At 73.9% G+C, this 13,643-nt stretch carries 12 protein-coding genes; 8 read left to right on the top strand and 4 right to left on the bottom strand.

Going from position 1 to position 13,643, the window contains the following annotated elements; translation table 11 throughout:
* The first annotated feature begins 7 nt into the window (after positions 1 to 7).
* From ACWEPX_RS20935 to ACWEPX_RS20920, 4 genes are read left to right on the top strand one after another with little or no spacing between them, the layout of a single operon-like run.
* Complete coding sequence (locus ACWEPX_RS20935; protein WP_451898876.1) at positions 8 to 937, top strand: ABC transporter ATP-binding protein; 930 nt, start codon at positions 8 to 10, stop codon at positions 935 to 937.
* Positions 930 to 1,790 (top strand): hypothetical protein, encoded by an 861-nt coding sequence (locus ACWEPX_RS20930; protein WP_451898875.1) that lies wholly within the window; start codon positions 930 to 932, stop codon positions 1,788 to 1,790. Before ACWEPX_RS20935 ends, ACWEPX_RS20930 begins: the two co-directional genes overlap by 8 nt.
* On the top strand, positions 1,787 to 2,698 hold the full coding sequence (locus ACWEPX_RS20925) for an ABC transporter ATP-binding protein (RefSeq protein ID WP_451898874.1): 912 nt from the start codon (positions 1,787 to 1,789) through the stop codon (positions 2,696 to 2,698). Before ACWEPX_RS20930 ends, ACWEPX_RS20925 begins: the two co-directional genes overlap by 4 nt.
* Positions 2,695 to 3,417 (top strand): ABC transporter permease, encoded by a 723-nt coding sequence (locus tag ACWEPX_RS20920; protein WP_451898873.1) that lies wholly within the window; start codon positions 2,695 to 2,697, stop codon positions 3,415 to 3,417. Before ACWEPX_RS20925 ends, ACWEPX_RS20920 begins: the two co-directional genes overlap by 4 nt.
* Positions 3,418 to 3,551: 134 nt before the next feature.
* Here ACWEPX_RS20920 and ACWEPX_RS20915 read toward each other — a convergent pair whose 3' ends face one another.
* Positions 3,552 to 4,553 (bottom strand): hypothetical protein, encoded by a 1,002-nt coding sequence (locus ACWEPX_RS20915; RefSeq protein WP_451898872.1) that lies wholly within the window; start codon positions 4,551 to 4,553, stop codon positions 3,552 to 3,554.
* 220 nt (positions 4,554 to 4,773) lie between these two features.
* Here ACWEPX_RS20915 and ACWEPX_RS20910 point away from each other — a divergent pair, with 220 nt between their 5' ends.
* Together ACWEPX_RS20910 and ACWEPX_RS20905 are read left to right on the top strand one after the other, a co-directional pair.
* A complete protein-coding gene (locus ACWEPX_RS20910) occupies positions 4,774 to 6,366 on the top strand; it encodes an ABC-F family ATP-binding cassette domain-containing protein (protein WP_451898871.1) in 1,593 nt (530 codons plus the stop codon).
* A 461-nt stretch (positions 6,367 to 6,827) separates the two neighbouring features.
* Positions 6,828 to 9,296 (top strand): ATP-dependent Clp protease ATP-binding subunit, encoded by a 2,469-nt coding sequence (locus ACWEPX_RS20905; protein ID WP_451898870.1) that lies wholly within the window; start codon positions 6,828 to 6,830, stop codon positions 9,294 to 9,296.
* Here the strand turns inward: ACWEPX_RS20905 and ACWEPX_RS20900 are convergent, their stop codons facing one another.
* On the bottom strand, positions 9,297 to 10,577 hold the full coding sequence (locus ACWEPX_RS20900) for an NAD(P)-binding domain-containing protein (RefSeq protein WP_451898869.1): 1,281 nt from the start codon (positions 10,575 to 10,577) through the stop codon (positions 9,297 to 9,299). It lies immediately after the preceding gene.
* 95 nt (positions 10,578 to 10,672) lie between these two features.
* Between ACWEPX_RS20900 and ACWEPX_RS20895 the strand changes: the two genes are divergently transcribed.
* Entirely contained in the window at positions 10,673 to 11,512 is an 840-nt protein-coding gene (locus tag ACWEPX_RS20895) for a helix-turn-helix domain-containing GNAT family N-acetyltransferase (RefSeq protein ID WP_451898868.1), read from the top strand.
* Here ACWEPX_RS20895 and ACWEPX_RS20890 read toward each other — a convergent pair.
* Together ACWEPX_RS20890 and ACWEPX_RS20885 are read right to left on the bottom strand one after the other, a co-directional pair.
* Complete coding sequence (locus ACWEPX_RS20890; RefSeq protein ID WP_451898867.1) at positions 11,498 to 11,893, bottom strand: arsenate reductase/protein-tyrosine-phosphatase family protein; 396 nt, start codon at positions 11,891 to 11,893, stop codon at positions 11,498 to 11,500. The two genes, ACWEPX_RS20895 and ACWEPX_RS20890, sit on opposite strands and share 15 nt — an antisense overlap.
* A 9-nt stretch (positions 11,894 to 11,902) precedes the next feature.
* The gene (locus tag ACWEPX_RS20885) at positions 11,903 to 12,577 is read right to left on the bottom strand and encodes an arsenate reductase/protein-tyrosine-phosphatase family protein (RefSeq protein WP_451898866.1); all 675 of its coding nucleotides are present in this window, start codon (positions 12,575 to 12,577) and stop codon (positions 11,903 to 11,905) included.
* A 76-nt stretch (positions 12,578 to 12,653) separates the two neighbouring features.
* Between ACWEPX_RS20885 and ACWEPX_RS20880 the strand changes: the two genes are divergently transcribed.
* A complete protein-coding gene (locus ACWEPX_RS20880; RefSeq protein ID WP_451898865.1) occupies positions 12,654 to 13,631 on the top strand; it encodes an endonuclease/exonuclease/phosphatase family protein in 978 nt (325 codons plus the stop codon).
* Positions 13,632 to 13,643 lie beyond the last annotated feature (12 nt).

Here is a 13,643-nt window from a genome sequence, read left to right as displayed (position 1 = left end):
CGCCCCCGTGCCACTCATCGAGACCACCGCGCTGGGGATGCGCTACGACGGCAAGGTCACCGCGCTGTCCGACCTCACCCTGACCGTAGAGCCGGGTGTCGTCGGCCTGGTCGGGGTCAACGGCGCTGGCAAGACCACGCTGATCAAGCTCGCCCTCGGCCTGCTCACCCCCACCAGCGGGCGGATACGGGTGCTCGGCCTGGACCCGATCGCCGACGGCGAGCAGGTCCGGGCCAAGGTCGGCTACATGCCCGAGCACGACTGCCTGCCGCCGGACATGATCGCCGCGGAGTTCGTCACGCACATGGCGCGGGTCAGCGGCCTGCCCGCGGCGGCGGCCCGCGAGCGCGCCTCGGAGACCCTGCGCCACGTCGGGCTCTACGAGGAGCGCTACCGCCGCATCGGCGGCTACTCCACCGGCATGAAGCAGCGGGTCAAGCTCGCCCAGGCGCTGGTGCACGACCCGGAGCTGCTGCTGCTCGACGAGCCCACCAACGGCCTGGACCCCGCGGGCAGGCGGGCCATGCTGGACCTGGTGCACCGCATCGGCACCGAGTTCGGCATCTCGGTCGTGGTCTGCTCCCACCTGCTCGGCGAGATCGAGCGCATCTGCACCTCGCTGGTCGCCATCGACGCGGGCACGCTGCTGCGCTCGGCCACCCTCTCGGCCATGACCGAGCACAACGACCTGCTCGTCGTCGAGGTGGACGAGGGCGCGGCCGAGCTCGCCGACGCCCTCGCCGCGGGCGGCCTGGACGTGCGCCGCGACGGGCGGGTGCTGACCGTGCGCCTCGGCGCCGACGACGGCCCGGTCTACGACGCGATCCGCGACGCCGTCGCCGACCTCGACCTGCGCCTGCACCGGCTGGAACGCCAGCGGCACCAGGTGGCCGACCTCTTCCGCGACCTCCCGACCCCGGACGTGACCCATGCCTGAGACCGGCGTCATCCACGACATCGGCTACCAACGCTACGACGGGCCCCGCCTCGGCCCCCGGCACAGCGCCCGCGCGCTGTACGTGCACAGCCTGCGCGGGGCCTACGGCCTGGGCCGCAGCCCGTGGGCCAAGGTGCTGCCGATCGGCCTGCTCGCCCTGGCGAGCATCGCCGCGCTGATCCTGGTGGTGGTCAACAGCCAGCTCCCCGTGCGGGTGATCGACCACGTGGGCATCGCGTCCACCTTCACCTTCGCCGCGACGGTGTTCGTGGCCGTCGTCGCGCCCGAGCTGGTGTCGGTGGACCTGCGCACGAAGCTGCTGCAGCTGTACCTGTCGCGGCCGCTGACCCGCAAGGCGTACGCGCTGACCAAGGTCGCCGCGCTGGCCTCCGCCGCGTTCATCCTCTTCGCCGCGCCTATGCTCATCATGTTCATCGGCATGGCCTTCAGCACCGACGAGGGCATCGGCGGGGTGTTCGCCGAGCTGGGCGGGCTGCTGGTCGGCCTCGTGGCCGCCGCCGTGCACGCCGCGCTGCTGGCCGCGCTCGGCCTGCCCATCGCCGCGCTGACCGGCCGCCGGGTCTTCGCCACCGGCATGATCATCGGCGTCTTCCTGCTCACCGCGCCGGTCTCGGCCGTGCTGCGGGCGCTCGCCCCGGGCTCCGTCGGCGACCTCGCCGGGCTGCTCGACCCGACGAGCCTGCTCAACGGCGTGGACACCTGGCTGTTCGGCGGGGACATCGAACTCGGCTCGACCGGGTCCTTCGGCCCGGTCTACGGCATCGTCACCGCCGCGCTGATCGCGCTGGGCACCGCCGCCGCGGTGTGGCGGTACAAGGGGGTCAAGTCATGAGCACCGTCGAACTGGCCGGGGTGTCCCGCTGGTACGGCAACGTGGTCGCGGTCAACGACGTCACCCTGTCGATCGGCCCCGGCCTGACCGGGCTCCTCGGGCCGAACGGCGCGGGCAAGACGACCGTGCTGCACATGATGGCCGGGCTGATGGCGCCGTCGCAGGGCGAGGTCCGCATCGGCGGCAGGCAGGCGTGGCGCAACCCCGACATCTACCGCGACCTCGGCCTGGTGACCGAGCGGGAGAGCGTCCCCGGCTTCCTGACCGCCTGGGAGTTCGTCCTGGCCAGCGCGCAGCTGCACAAGCTGCCCGACCCGGCCGCCGCCGCCCAGGCCGCGCTGGACACCGTGGAGCTGCGCGACGCCCAGGACCGCAGGATCTCCACCTACTCCAAGGGGATGCGCCAGCGCAGCCGGGTCGCCGCCGCCCTGGTGCACGACCCCGCGGTGCTGCTGCTCGACGAGCCGTTCAACGGCATGGACCCGCGCCAGCGCCTGCACATGATGGAGCTGCTGGACCGCATGGCTGGCGAAGGCCGGACCATCGTGTTCAGCTCGCACATCCTGGAGGAGGTCGAGCAGCTCTCCGGCACCGTGCAGGTGATCGTGGCGGGCAGGCTGGCCGCCTCCGGCGACTACCGGCACATCCGGCGGCTGATGACCAACCGCCCGCACGTGTTCACCATCGCGTCGTCGGACGACCGGGCGCTGGCCACCGCGCTGATCGGGCAGCCGTCGGTGTCCGGGGTGAGCATCACCGGCACGGGGCTGCAGGTGCACGCCGACGACTACGGCACCTTCACCCGCGTCCTGGCCAAGCTCGCCAAGGCGGCGGGCATCCGGCTGACCTCGGTCCTGCCGTCCGACGAATCCCTCGAAAAGGTCTTCTCCTACCTGGTGACCACATGAACCCCACGATCATGCGCCTGACGGCGCGCGCCCTGCTCGGCCGCAAGCGGGTCTTGCTGCTGCTGCCCATGCCGATCGTCCTCATCGGCCTGACCCTGCTCGGCGCCGCCAACGAGGGCGGCGCGGTCGAGGCGGCCGAGTGGGGGCCGCTGGTCTTCGACAACCTCGGCATCGCCGTCGTGCTGCCGCTGACGGCCCTCATCGTCGGCAGCAGCGCGCTCGGCCTGGAGATCGACGACGGCACGATCACCCACCTGCTGACCAAGCCGCTGCCCCGCGGGGAGATCATCCGGTCCAAGCTCGCGGTCGCCTGGCTGGTCACCACCGCGGCCGCCGCCGTGCCGCTGGCCGTCGCCGCGCTCATCGCGGGCTCGCCGTCGCTGGCCGTGGGCATGCTGGTCGGCGCGACCCCGGCCGCCCTGGCCTACAGCGCGGTGTTCATCGCCCTGAGCGTGGTGTCCAAGCGGCCGGTGGCCGTCGGCCTGATCTACATCGTGCTGTGGGAGAACCTGCTGGTCTCCTTCGTCGACGGCGCCCGCGTGTTCAGCATCCGCCAGCACGCGACCGCCATCGCCGACGCGATCGGCGACACCCCGCTGATCTCCGCCAGCCTGACCCCGGTCACCGCGGTGATCATGCTGGCCGTGTTCACCGCGGCGGGGACCTTCGCCGCCACCCGCAGGCTCCGCTCATTCGCGCTGACGGGAGAAGCGAACTAGCGTCAACCACGCGGCCGTTGGGGTCGCGGACAACGAACCGCCGCGCGGGACATGGAGCTGACCCGCGCGGCGGGGACGGTCGGGTGCGGTGGCAGGGAGCCCACCGCGGCGAAGCCAGGTGTCCGAACGCGACGCTAGGCGCAGCGCCACACGGCGGCCTCGTAGGAGGCGTCGGGGTTCTGCACCGTGCCCACGATGGTGTCGTCGTCGCCGATGTCGTCGATCCGGCCGACGCCCACCAGCAGACCTTGGACCGCGCCGAACCGGTAGATCCGGTACTCCCCGAGGCGCGGCTCGGCGACGAGGAGCCCGTTGCGGTTGATGTGCTCGGCCTCCGCGTCGCGGGTCAGCAGGTGCGGCTGGCCCGCGCGGTCCCAGTAGGCGGGCCGGTTGGGTTCCGAGCCCACCCGCAGCGTCCCGCTCACCAGGCCGTCGGCGATGGCGTTGGCGGCCCCGTGCTGGACGCCCGCGGGCGCAGGCAACCGGGTCAGCACGCCGCCGCGCAGCAGGTGCGGCCACGGGTACGGGTCGGCCCGCCGCGGCTCGACCAGCAGGGTGCCGTCGTGGTCGACGTCGATCAGCCGCCACTCCTCGGGCAGCTCCGGCACCCGCTCCACCACGCCGGGGCGGTCGGCAGGCCAGCGCACGACCAGCCAGACGTAGTCCCGGATCTCGGGCTTCCACGCGACGGCGGTGCCGAAGCTGTCGCCGTTGTCGGCGATCCCGACGACCCGGGTGTTGTGCTCCGCGCCCGGGTAGGCGGGCAGCAGGTCGCGCTGCCCGGCGCGGATGCGGAAGGAGATCGCCTGCGCGCCCCAGAGCCCGCGCACGGAGATCCCGACGATCGTCCCGGCGCGGTTCTGGGCGATCACGCGGTCGCTGCCGTACCCCGTCGACCCGAGGTCGTGGGCCTGCCCGTTCTTCCACGAGAAGACGTGCCACGTGCGGGTGGACTCGAAGTAGGCGCGGCCCGAGTAACCGCCCGCGTGGTCGGTGGCCTCGGCGTGGGACTGGCTGATGCCCGCGGGCAGGGGGAGCACCTCGGCCTGCCAGGTGCAGCTCGCCTGCGCCGCGTCGGAGGTGCTGCCGGTCATGGCGACGACGAGGGAGGTCGCCAGCGCTGCAACGGCTGTCATGCCACCAGTTGATCATCGTCGCGGGCCGGGCGTCATCTCTGTGGCTGCCGCCACGGGGAAATTCGGATGACCGGCCCCGAATCCGTCGACTACCGTTGTGGACGTGATGCAGCAACTGCTCTTCCTCTGAGGGGACGACGCCTCCACCGGCTCCCGCGACTCCGCGGCGCCGGCCTTTCGTCCACCTCTTCGCGCATCACCTCTCGTTGGAGGCATTCCCATGTCATCCCGTACGGCCCCGCTGCGGGCCGCGCACGTCCGCGTGTCCGATGTCCACCACTCCTTCGGCGGGCGGCCCGTGCTCGCCGGGGTCGACCTCGTCGCCGCCGCGGGCGACCGGGTCGCCGTCGTCGGGGAGAACGGCCGCGGCAAGACCACCCTGCTCCGGCTCCTGGCGGGCGAGCTGCGGCCCGATCGCGGCGAGGTGGTCCGCGCGGGCTCGCTCGGCGTGGCCGACCAGCAGATCCCGCTCGGCCCGGCGGCGACCGTCGGCGCGCTGATCGACCTCGAACTGTCCGCCGTGCGCGCCGCGCTGCACCGGCTGGACGAGGCGGCCGCCGCCCTCGCCGCGCAGCACCCCGGCGCGGACGACGCCTACGCCGCGGCGCTGGCCGAGGTCGACGCGCTCGACGCCTGGGACGCCGACCGGCGCGTCGAGGTCTCCCTGGCCGCGCTGGGCGCCGTCGACGACCGCGACCGGCCGCTCGGCACGCTCTCGGTCGGCCAGCGCCACCGGGTGCGGCTGGCCTGCCTGCTCGGGGCGGGGCACGCCGTGCTCCTGCTGGACGAGCCGACCAACCACCTCGACGCCAGCGGGCTCGACCACCTGACCGAGCGGCTGCGCGGCCATCCCGGCGTGGTCGTCCTGGTCAGCCACGACCGGGCGCTGCTGGCCGACGTGGCGACCACGGTGGTCGACCTCGACCCGTCCAGCGACGGCAGGCCGCGGGTGCACGGCGGGGGCTACGCCGCCTACCTCGACGCCCGCCGCGCCGAGCGCGCCCGGTGGGAGGCCCTGCACGCCGAGCAGGTCGCCGAGCGGCAGCGGCTGGCCGACGACCTGTCCGCGGCGCGCAACCGGCTGCGCGACAACTGGCGGCCGGAGAAGGGCCACGGCAGGCACACCCGGGCCACCCGCGCGCCGGGCCTGGTGCGGGCCGTGCACCGGCGGCAGGAGGAGCTGGCCGCCCACGTCGTGGCGGTGCCGAAGCCGCCGTCCCGCTTCGCCATGCCCGAGCTGCCCGAGCACCAGGGCGCGGCGGTGCTGCGGGCCGACGGCGTGGGCGTGGCGGGCAGGCTCAAGCCGGTCGACCTGGCGGTGGACTCCGGCGACCGGCTGGTCGTCACCGGCCCCAACGGGGCGGGCAAGTCGACGCTGCTGGCGGTGCTGGCGGGTGTCTGCGCGCCGACCACGGGCGCGGTGACCCGGGCGCGGTCGGCGCGGATCGGCCTGCTGGGCCAGGAGTCCGACCCACCGGGGCGGCGCACCGCGGCCGAGCTGTACGGCGAGCAGCTCGCCCGGTCGGGGGTCTCGGGGCCGGGGCTGGGCGAGCTGGGCCTGCTCAGCGGGCACGACGCCCACCGGCCGGTGGCCGAGCTGTCGGTCGGCGCCCGGCGTCGGCTGGACCTGGCCATCGTGCTGGCGGCGCGCCCGCACGTGCTGCTGCTGGACGAGCCGACCAACCACCTGTCGGCCGCTTTGGTCGACGAGCTGACCGCGGCACTCGGCTCGACCCCGGCCGCGGTGGTGATCGCCACGCACGACCGCCAACTGCTGCGCGACACCGCCTCTTGGCCGCGGCTGGCGCTGTGACCGGGTCTGCACGGCCCGGCCTGCCGACGGGTACTGCCGGTTGGCGGCGGCGCTAGCTTGGGTGCGCGGCTTGCTTTTGTGGGTCCGATGGGGTGAACTCGCATTCGCGGGGACCCCTAAGCGAAGCGCCGCTTGGGCGTGAAGAGCGGTGGAGCGGGCGAGGCCCGTTCACGCCTTGGCCAGTTTAGCGGCGCTTCGCTCCCCGCGAATGCAAGTCCACCCCATCGGACACTTTGGTTGGGCGCGTTCCGTTGAGTGGGTGGGCGCGTTCCCTTGAGTGTGTGGGCGCGGTGCTGTGTGGGTGGTTGCCCAGACGCGCTAACCCACTCCGCAGCGCTGCGCGCTCCCCGCCGTCCTGCATGCCTCCCCGGCCGCGACCTCCCCATGTCCGGTGGTCGCGGCCGGGGGAGGTTTGTGGTTGGGGGTGGGGGGTTAGTCCCCCTCGACCGTAGGGAGGAATGATGACGGGTGGGTTTGGGGACGGGCGGGGGTTTGATGAGTTCCTCGCGCAGTTCTTCGGGGGTGGGCGGGGGTCCTACTCGGTGGACTTCACGCGGTTGATGAGTGAGCAGGCTCGGGAGTTGGTGTCGGAGGCGGCGGCGCAGACGGCTGGGTGGGGGCGGGTGGATCTGGATACCGAGCAGTTGCTGTGGGCGGCCACCCAGCAGCCGACGACGCGGGCGCTGCTGGAGCGGGCGGGGGCTGATCCGGATGAGCTCGCCGGGCGGATCGAGGAGCGGTCTCGGGTTGGGGAGGGGCGGCAGGGGCCGGTGCGGTTGACGCCTGCGGCCAAGCGGGCGCTGCTGGACGCCCATCAGCTCTCGCGGGGGTTGGGGGCCTCCTACATCGGGCCGGAGCACCTGCTGCTCGCCCTGGCCATGAACCCCGACTCGGCCGCGGGCAAGGCGCTGACCGACCTGCGGGTCACCCCGGAGACGCTGGCCGGGCGGGGGCAGCCGCCGGGGAAGCCGGAGCAGACGACCACGCTGGAGCAGTTCGGGCGGGATCTGACCGAGATGGCCAAGGAGGGCGAGCTGGACCCGGTCATCGGGCGCGACGAGGAGATCGAGCAGACCGTCGAGGTGCTGTCGCGGCGGACGAAGAACAACCCGGTGCTCATCGGGGAGGCGGGGGTCGGCAAGACGGCGGTGGTGGAGGGGTTGGCGCAGCGGATCGCCGAGGGGGATGTGCCGGACACGCTGGCGCGGCGGCGGGTCGTGCAGCTCGACCTAGCCGCGATGGTGGCCGGGACGCGGTACCGCGGTGACTTCGAGGAGCGGATGACGAACCTGCTGGCCGAGATCCGCGCCAAGCGCGACGAGCTGATCGTCTTCATCGATGAGCTGCACACGATGGTCGGCGCGGGCGCGGCCGAAGGGGCCATGGGCGCGGGGAACATGCTCAAGCCCGCGCTGGCCCGCGGCGAGCTGCACATCGTCGGCGCGACGACGCTGGACGAGTACCGCCGCGACATCGAGGCCGACCCGGCGCTGGAGCGGCGCTTCCAGCCCATCCTGGTGCCCGAGCCCAGCGTCGAGGACACCGTGGCGATCCTGCACGGCCTGCGCGACCGGTACGAGGCCCACCACCAGGTCCGGTTCACCGACCAGGCGCTCGACGCCGCGGCGACCCTCTCCGACCGCTACGTCACCGACCGGTTCCTGCCCGACAAGGCCATCGACCTGCTCGACCAGGCGGGCGCGCGCGTGCGGCTGCGCGCCGGGCGCGGGTCGACGAAGGTGCGCGACCTGCAAGCCCAGCTCGACCAGGTCACGCGCGACCGCGACCAGGCCGTCAGCGAGGAGGACTACGAGCGCGCCGCGCGCCTGCGCGACACCATCGCCGGGCTGCGCCGCGACATCGAGGCCACCCGCTCCGACGGCCACCCGACCGACGTGCCCGAGGTGGTCACCGAGGACATCGCCCAGGTCGTCTCCCGGCTCACCGGCATCCCGGTCAGCCAGCTCACCCAGGAGGAGCGCGACCGCCTGCTGCGGCTGGAGGAGCACCTGCACGGGCGGGTCGTCGGCCAGGACGACGCGGTGCAGGCCGTGGCCGAGGCGGTGCGCCGCTCGCGGGCCGGGCTGGCCGAGCCGAACCGGCCCGCGGGCAGCTTCCTGTTCCTCGGCCCGACCGGCGTCGGCAAGACGGAGCTGGCCCGGGCGCTGGCCGAGGCCCTCTTCGGCGACGAGAGCCACATGATCCGCCTCGACATGAGCGAGTACGGCGAGCGGCACACCGTCAGCAGGCTCGTCGGCGCGCCGCCGGGGTACGTCGGCTACGAGGAGGCGGGCCAGCTCACCGAGGCCGTGCGCCGCCGCCCGTACTCGGTGGTGCTGCTGGACGAGATCGAGAAGGCCCACCCGGAGGTGTTCAACGTCCTGCTGCAGGTCCTCGACGACGGCAGGCTCACCGACGGCCGGGGCCGCACGGTCAACTTCACCAACACCGTGCTGATCATGACCAGCAACCTCGGCTCCGAGCTGATCACCGCGAGCACGCAGGGCGCGCTGGGCTTCGCCCCGGCGTCCGAGCAGGACACCGACCGCCCGCTGCGGGAGCGGATCATGCGGCGGCTGCGGGAGAGCTTCCGCCCGGAGTTCCTCAACCGCATCGACGAGATCATCGTCTTCCGCAGGCTGGACGAGGACCAGCTGCACCGCATCACCGAGCTGATGCTGGAGCAGACCAAGCGCCGCGCGCACGCCCAGGACATCCAGATCGAGTTCACCCCGGAGGCGGTGGCGTGGCTGGCCGAGGCGGGCCACCAGCCCGACTTCGGCGCCCGCCCGCTGCGGCGGACGATCCAGCGGGAGGTGGACAACCGGCTGTCCCGGATGCTGCTCGACGGCAGCCTCACCCCCGGCAGCCACGTGCGGGTGGACGCCGCGGACGGCCAGCTCGCCGTGACCAGCCTGCACCCGGCCTGATCAGCGCGCGGTGAGGCTGATTGGCTGCGGTCCGGCCGGGGCGCAGCAGCCGCTGGGGGCCGCGGCGGCGTCGAAGAGGCCGCTGCCGCCGCACACGCCGGTCTCCGGGAGCACCAGCTCGACGCGCTCGGCGGCGGCGTGGTCGCCCGCGATGGCGGCCGCGATGGAGCGGACCTGCTCGTAGCCTGTGAGGGCGAGGAAGGTCGGCGCACGGCCGTAGCTCTTCATGCCTGCCAGGTAGAAACCCGGTTCCGGGTGCGCCAGCTCCTTGACCCCGTGCGGGTAGACGGTGCCGCAGGAGTGGGAGTTCGGGTCGATCAGCGGGGCGAGGGCGACCGGGGCCTGCAGGGTCGCGTCCAGCGCCAGCCGCACCTCCGACAGCCACGACAGGTCGGGCCGGAAGCCGGTGAGCGCGATGATCTCGTCCACGCCCTCGATCCGCGCGCCCGCGTCGGAGACCAGCGTGCCGTCCGGCTCGACGGCATGGGTGCGGAAGCCGGTCACCACGGTCACCGTGCCCGCCTCGACGGCGGCCTTGGCGCGCTGGCCGAGGGCGCCGCGGGCCGGGAGCTGGTCGGCGTCGCCGCCGCCGAACACCGCGCCGACCGCGCCCCGGCGCAGCAGCCAGGTGATCCGGGTGCCGGGCAGGGCGGTGAGGGCGACCAGCGCGGTCAGCGCGGAGTGCCCGCTGCCCGCGACGACGACGTGCCTGCCGGTGTAGCGCGCGGCCTCGGCGGCGAGGTCGGGGACGCGGTAGGCGATGCGGTCGGCGGCGGCCTCGCCGATGGCGGGCAGCCCGTCGCCGCCGAGCGGGTTCGGCGTGCCCCAGGTGCCGGAGGCGTCGATGACGGCCCGCGCGGTGATGCGCTCCTCCCCCGCCGCGGTGCGCACGTGCACGGTCAGCGGCTCGCTGTCGCGGCCCGCGTCGACCACGCGGTCGCGGCCGCGCCGGGCGACGCCGACGACCTCGGCCCCGAAGCGCACCCGGTCGCCGAGCGCGGCGGCCAGCGGGCGCAGGTAGTCCGCCGCCCACTGCGCGCCCGTCGGGTAGGCCGCCGGGTCGGGCTCGGTCCACCCGGTCGCCGCCAGCAGCGGGCGCGCGGCAGGCGCGACCAGCTCCGACCAGCGGGAGAACAGCCGCACGTGGTGCCACTGGGCCACCGCGGCCCCGGCCTGGCCGCCGCGCTCCAGCACCAGCGGGGTCAGCCCGCGGCCGACCAGCTCGGCGGCGGCGGCCAGCCCCGTCGGCCCGGCTCCCACGACCACGACAGGCACGTCCATGTCCACACCTTTCATCGACCAACTTCGATCGAGGTGAACCATATCGACGGCGATCGATGAATGCAACCATCGGTCTCGGTCGATATAGTGGCCGCATGCCGATCGAGTTGCCGCAGGCGGGCGTGCTGCCCCAGGACGAGGCGTCGACCTACGCGGAGTGGTTCGCCTGCCTGGCCGAGCCGGTGCGGGTGCGCCTGCTGCACGCGGTGGCCACCAGCCCGCGCGGGATCACCGTCGGGGCGCTGACCCAGGTGCTGGGCACCAGCCAGTCCACGACCTCCCACCACGTGCGCAAGCTGGCCGAGGTCGGGTTCGTGCGGGTGCGCAAGGAGGGCACGGCGACGGTCGTCACCGTCAACGAGGCGTGCTGCGCCGGGCTCCCGCACGCCGCCGACGCGGTGATGGGCCTGCTCGCCCCGCGCCCGTGCTGCCCCGACGACCTGCCGCCGGGGGTGACCGTGCGGGCGCTCGCCGACGGGGACTGGGCCGCCGTGCGGCGCATCTACGCCGAGGGCATCGCCACCGGCCTGGCCACCTTCGAGACCGCGGTGCCCAGCCGGGCCAGCCTCGACGCGCGGTGGCTGCCCGGGCACCGCTGGGTCGCCGAGGTCGACGGCGAGGTCGCGGGCTGGACGGCGGCCACCCCGGTCTCGGCGCGCGAGTGCTACGCGGGCGTCGCCGAGACCTCGATCTACGTGGCCGAGGGCCACCGCGGCAGGGGCGTGGGCCGGGCACTGCTGCACAAGCAGGTCACCGCCGCCGACGCCGACGGCCTGTGGACGCTGCAAACCGCCATCTTCACCGAGAACCGCCCCAGCATCGCCCTGCACCACGCCGCGGGCTACCGCACTGTCGGCATCCGCGAACGCATCGCCAGCCGCGAAGGCGTCTGGCACGACACCGTCCTGCTGGAACGCCGCTCAGCGGTCAACTAGCTCGGCGAGCAACCCCCGCACGCGCCGGTCGATCTCGTCGCGGATGCCCCGCACCTGCTCCAGCGGCAGCCCCGCCGGGTCGGGCACCGGCCAGTCGAGGTACCGCTTGCCGGGGACGACCGGGCAGGTGTCGCCGCAGCCCATGCTGACCACCACGTCGGCGGCGTCGACGTCCGCTGTGGACAGCTTGACCGGGACCGCGTCGGCGATGTCCAGACCGAACTCGGCCAGGGCCGCCGCGGCGGCCGGGTTCACCGCGGCGGCGGGAGCCGACCCGGCCGAGCGGACGCGGACCCGGCCGAGGGCGTGGTGGCGCAGCAGCGCCGCAGCCATCTGGGAACGCCCCGCGTTGTGCACGCAGAGGAACAGGACTTCCGGCATCGTGGCTCCTCACCGGGCGGGGTCGCGCTGCCGGAGCCCACGGCGCACGGCGGGGGCGAGGCGGTGGACTCGGGTGGTCAGGTCGGTGATGGTGGTGTCGAAGGCGGCGGGGGTGGGGGCTGGGGCGGGGATGGACCAGTGGAGGCGGTCTTGCGGGGGCAGGTGCTCGTGCGCGCTGTCGCAGACCGCGACGACCAGGTCGTGCGGGGTCAGCACGTCGTTGATGTGGCGGGGGCGGGTTTGGGCGAGGGATAGGCCGTGGCGTTCGGCGGCGGCGATGGCCAGGGGGTGGATGCGGTCGGCGGGGTGGGTGCCCGCCGAGGTCGCGGGGATGGTGCTGGCGCGGGTCCACAGGGCCGCAGCCAGGTGCGAGCGGGCGGAGTTGCGGGTGCAGACGAACACGACCCGGTCCGCCTGGCGGGCGGCGGCGGGCACGAGGTGGGACAGGGCGTGCGGGCGCAGGCGCAGGTAGGTGCGGCGCTGGTCCCCCGCCGACCGCGACCGCTCGACCAGACCGGCCTGCTCCAGCAGCTTGACGTGGTGGGCGAGCAGGTTGCTGGCCAGGCCCAGCGCGCGGCCGACCTCGCCGGGCGAGGCGTCGCCGAGCAGCAGCCGCTCGACGATCGCCAGCCGGGCGGGCTCGCCGAGGGCGGCGTGCACCCGCGCGCGTTCCTCAAGGTTCATTGAGTCAATCCTCATTGAGATTCGTGCCCGTCGTCAAGGTTGTTACAAGGGCGCGGGGACCGGCGACTCTGTGGACGTGGATATCAAGATCGGCACCTTCAACGTCCTGAACCTGGCCCGGCCCGGCGAGGTGTACTACCCGAACGAGCCGGTCTACGGCGAGGCGGAGTTCGCGGCGAAGACGGCGTGGATCGGCGAGCAGCTGCGGCGGATGGACGCCGACGTGGTGGGGTTCCAGGAGGTGTTCCACGTCGACGCGCTGCGGGCCGCGTGCGCCGGGCGGTACGCCACCGTCGCCGCGCCCGGGGCGGACGGGGCCAGCGGCCCGCGGGTCGCGCTGGCCAGCAGGCTGCCGCTGGCCGGGCCGGTGGAGTCGATCACCGACTTCCCGCCGGGGATGGACGTGCCGGTGGAGGGCATCGCGCTGCCGGTGGGCACGTTCAGCCGCCCGGTGCTGCGCGCCCGCGTCGTGCTCGACGCGACCACCACGGTGGCGGTGTACGTGGTGCACCTGAAGTCCAAGCGCCCGATCCGCGACGAGACCGCCCCCGCGGGCGACCCGCGCGAGGAGGCCGCAGGCAAGGCCCGCGCGCTGATCCGCCGCGCCGCCGAGGCCACCGCGCTGCGCTTCCTGGTCCTCGACGACCTCGTCGCCACCGCCCAGCCGGTGATCGTCCTCGGCGACCTCAACGACGGCCCGCGCGCGGTCACCACGGACATCATCATGGGCGACGCCCCCTCGCGCTTCTGGCCGGGCGACCGCGACGAGCGCGAGGCGCTGTGGGACCGGGTGCTGTACTCCACGCACGAGATCAACGCCCGCAACGCCGGCCGCGACGTCAGCTACTCCCACATCTACAACGGCCACTACGAGAACCTCGACCACATCCTGGTGAGCGAGGAGTTCTACGACCGCAACCCCGACCGCATCGGCGAGGTGACCCTGCTGCGGCACTTCAACGACCACCTCGCCGACAGCCAGCTGACCGACGACCGGGCGGGCCGCACGACCTCCGACCACGCCCAGCTGGTGGCCGAGATCAGGATGCGGTGACCGCACCCGGCG

It is taken from the genome of Actinokineospora sp. NPDC004072 (genome assembly GCF_053604195.1).
This window is presented reverse-complemented; position numbering and strand designations above follow the sequence as displayed.

What these genes read in the sequence shown, in the direction of transcription:
- ACWEPX_RS20890 (WP_451898867.1), bottom strand. Translation starts at nt 11,893, where the DNA reads ATGCCGGAAGTCCTGTTCCTCTGCGTGCACAACGCGGGGCGTTCCCAG.
- ACWEPX_RS20930 (WP_451898875.1), top strand. Translation starts at nt 930, where the DNA reads ATGCCTGAGACCGGCGTCATCCACGACATCGGCTACCAACGCTACGAC.
- ACWEPX_RS20925 (WP_451898874.1), top strand. Translation starts at nt 1,787, where the DNA reads ATGAGCACCGTCGAACTGGCCGGGGTGTCCCGCTGGTACGGCAACGTG.
- ACWEPX_RS20895 (WP_451898868.1), top strand. Translation starts at nt 10,673, where the DNA reads ATGCCGATCGAGTTGCCGCAGGCGGGCGTGCTGCCCCAGGACGAGGCG.
- ACWEPX_RS20920 (WP_451898873.1), top strand. Translation starts at nt 2,695, where the DNA reads ATGAACCCCACGATCATGCGCCTGACGGCGCGCGCCCTGCTCGGCCGC.
- ACWEPX_RS20910 (WP_451898871.1), top strand. Translation starts at nt 4,774, where the DNA reads ATGTCATCCCGTACGGCCCCGCTGCGGGCCGCGCACGTCCGCGTGTCC.
- ACWEPX_RS20915 (WP_451898872.1), bottom strand. Translation starts at nt 4,553, where the DNA reads ATGACAGCCGTTGCAGCGCTGGCGACCTCCCTCGTCGTCGCCATGACC.
- ACWEPX_RS20905 (WP_451898870.1), top strand. Translation starts at nt 6,828, where the DNA reads ATGACGGGTGGGTTTGGGGACGGGCGGGGGTTTGATGAGTTCCTCGCG.
- ACWEPX_RS20885 (WP_451898866.1), bottom strand. Translation starts at nt 12,577, where the DNA reads ATGAACCTTGAGGAACGCGCGCGGGTGCACGCCGCCCTCGGCGAGCCC.
- ACWEPX_RS20900 (WP_451898869.1), bottom strand. Translation starts at nt 10,577, where the DNA reads ATGGACGTGCCTGTCGTGGTCGTGGGAGCCGGGCCGACGGGGCTGGCC.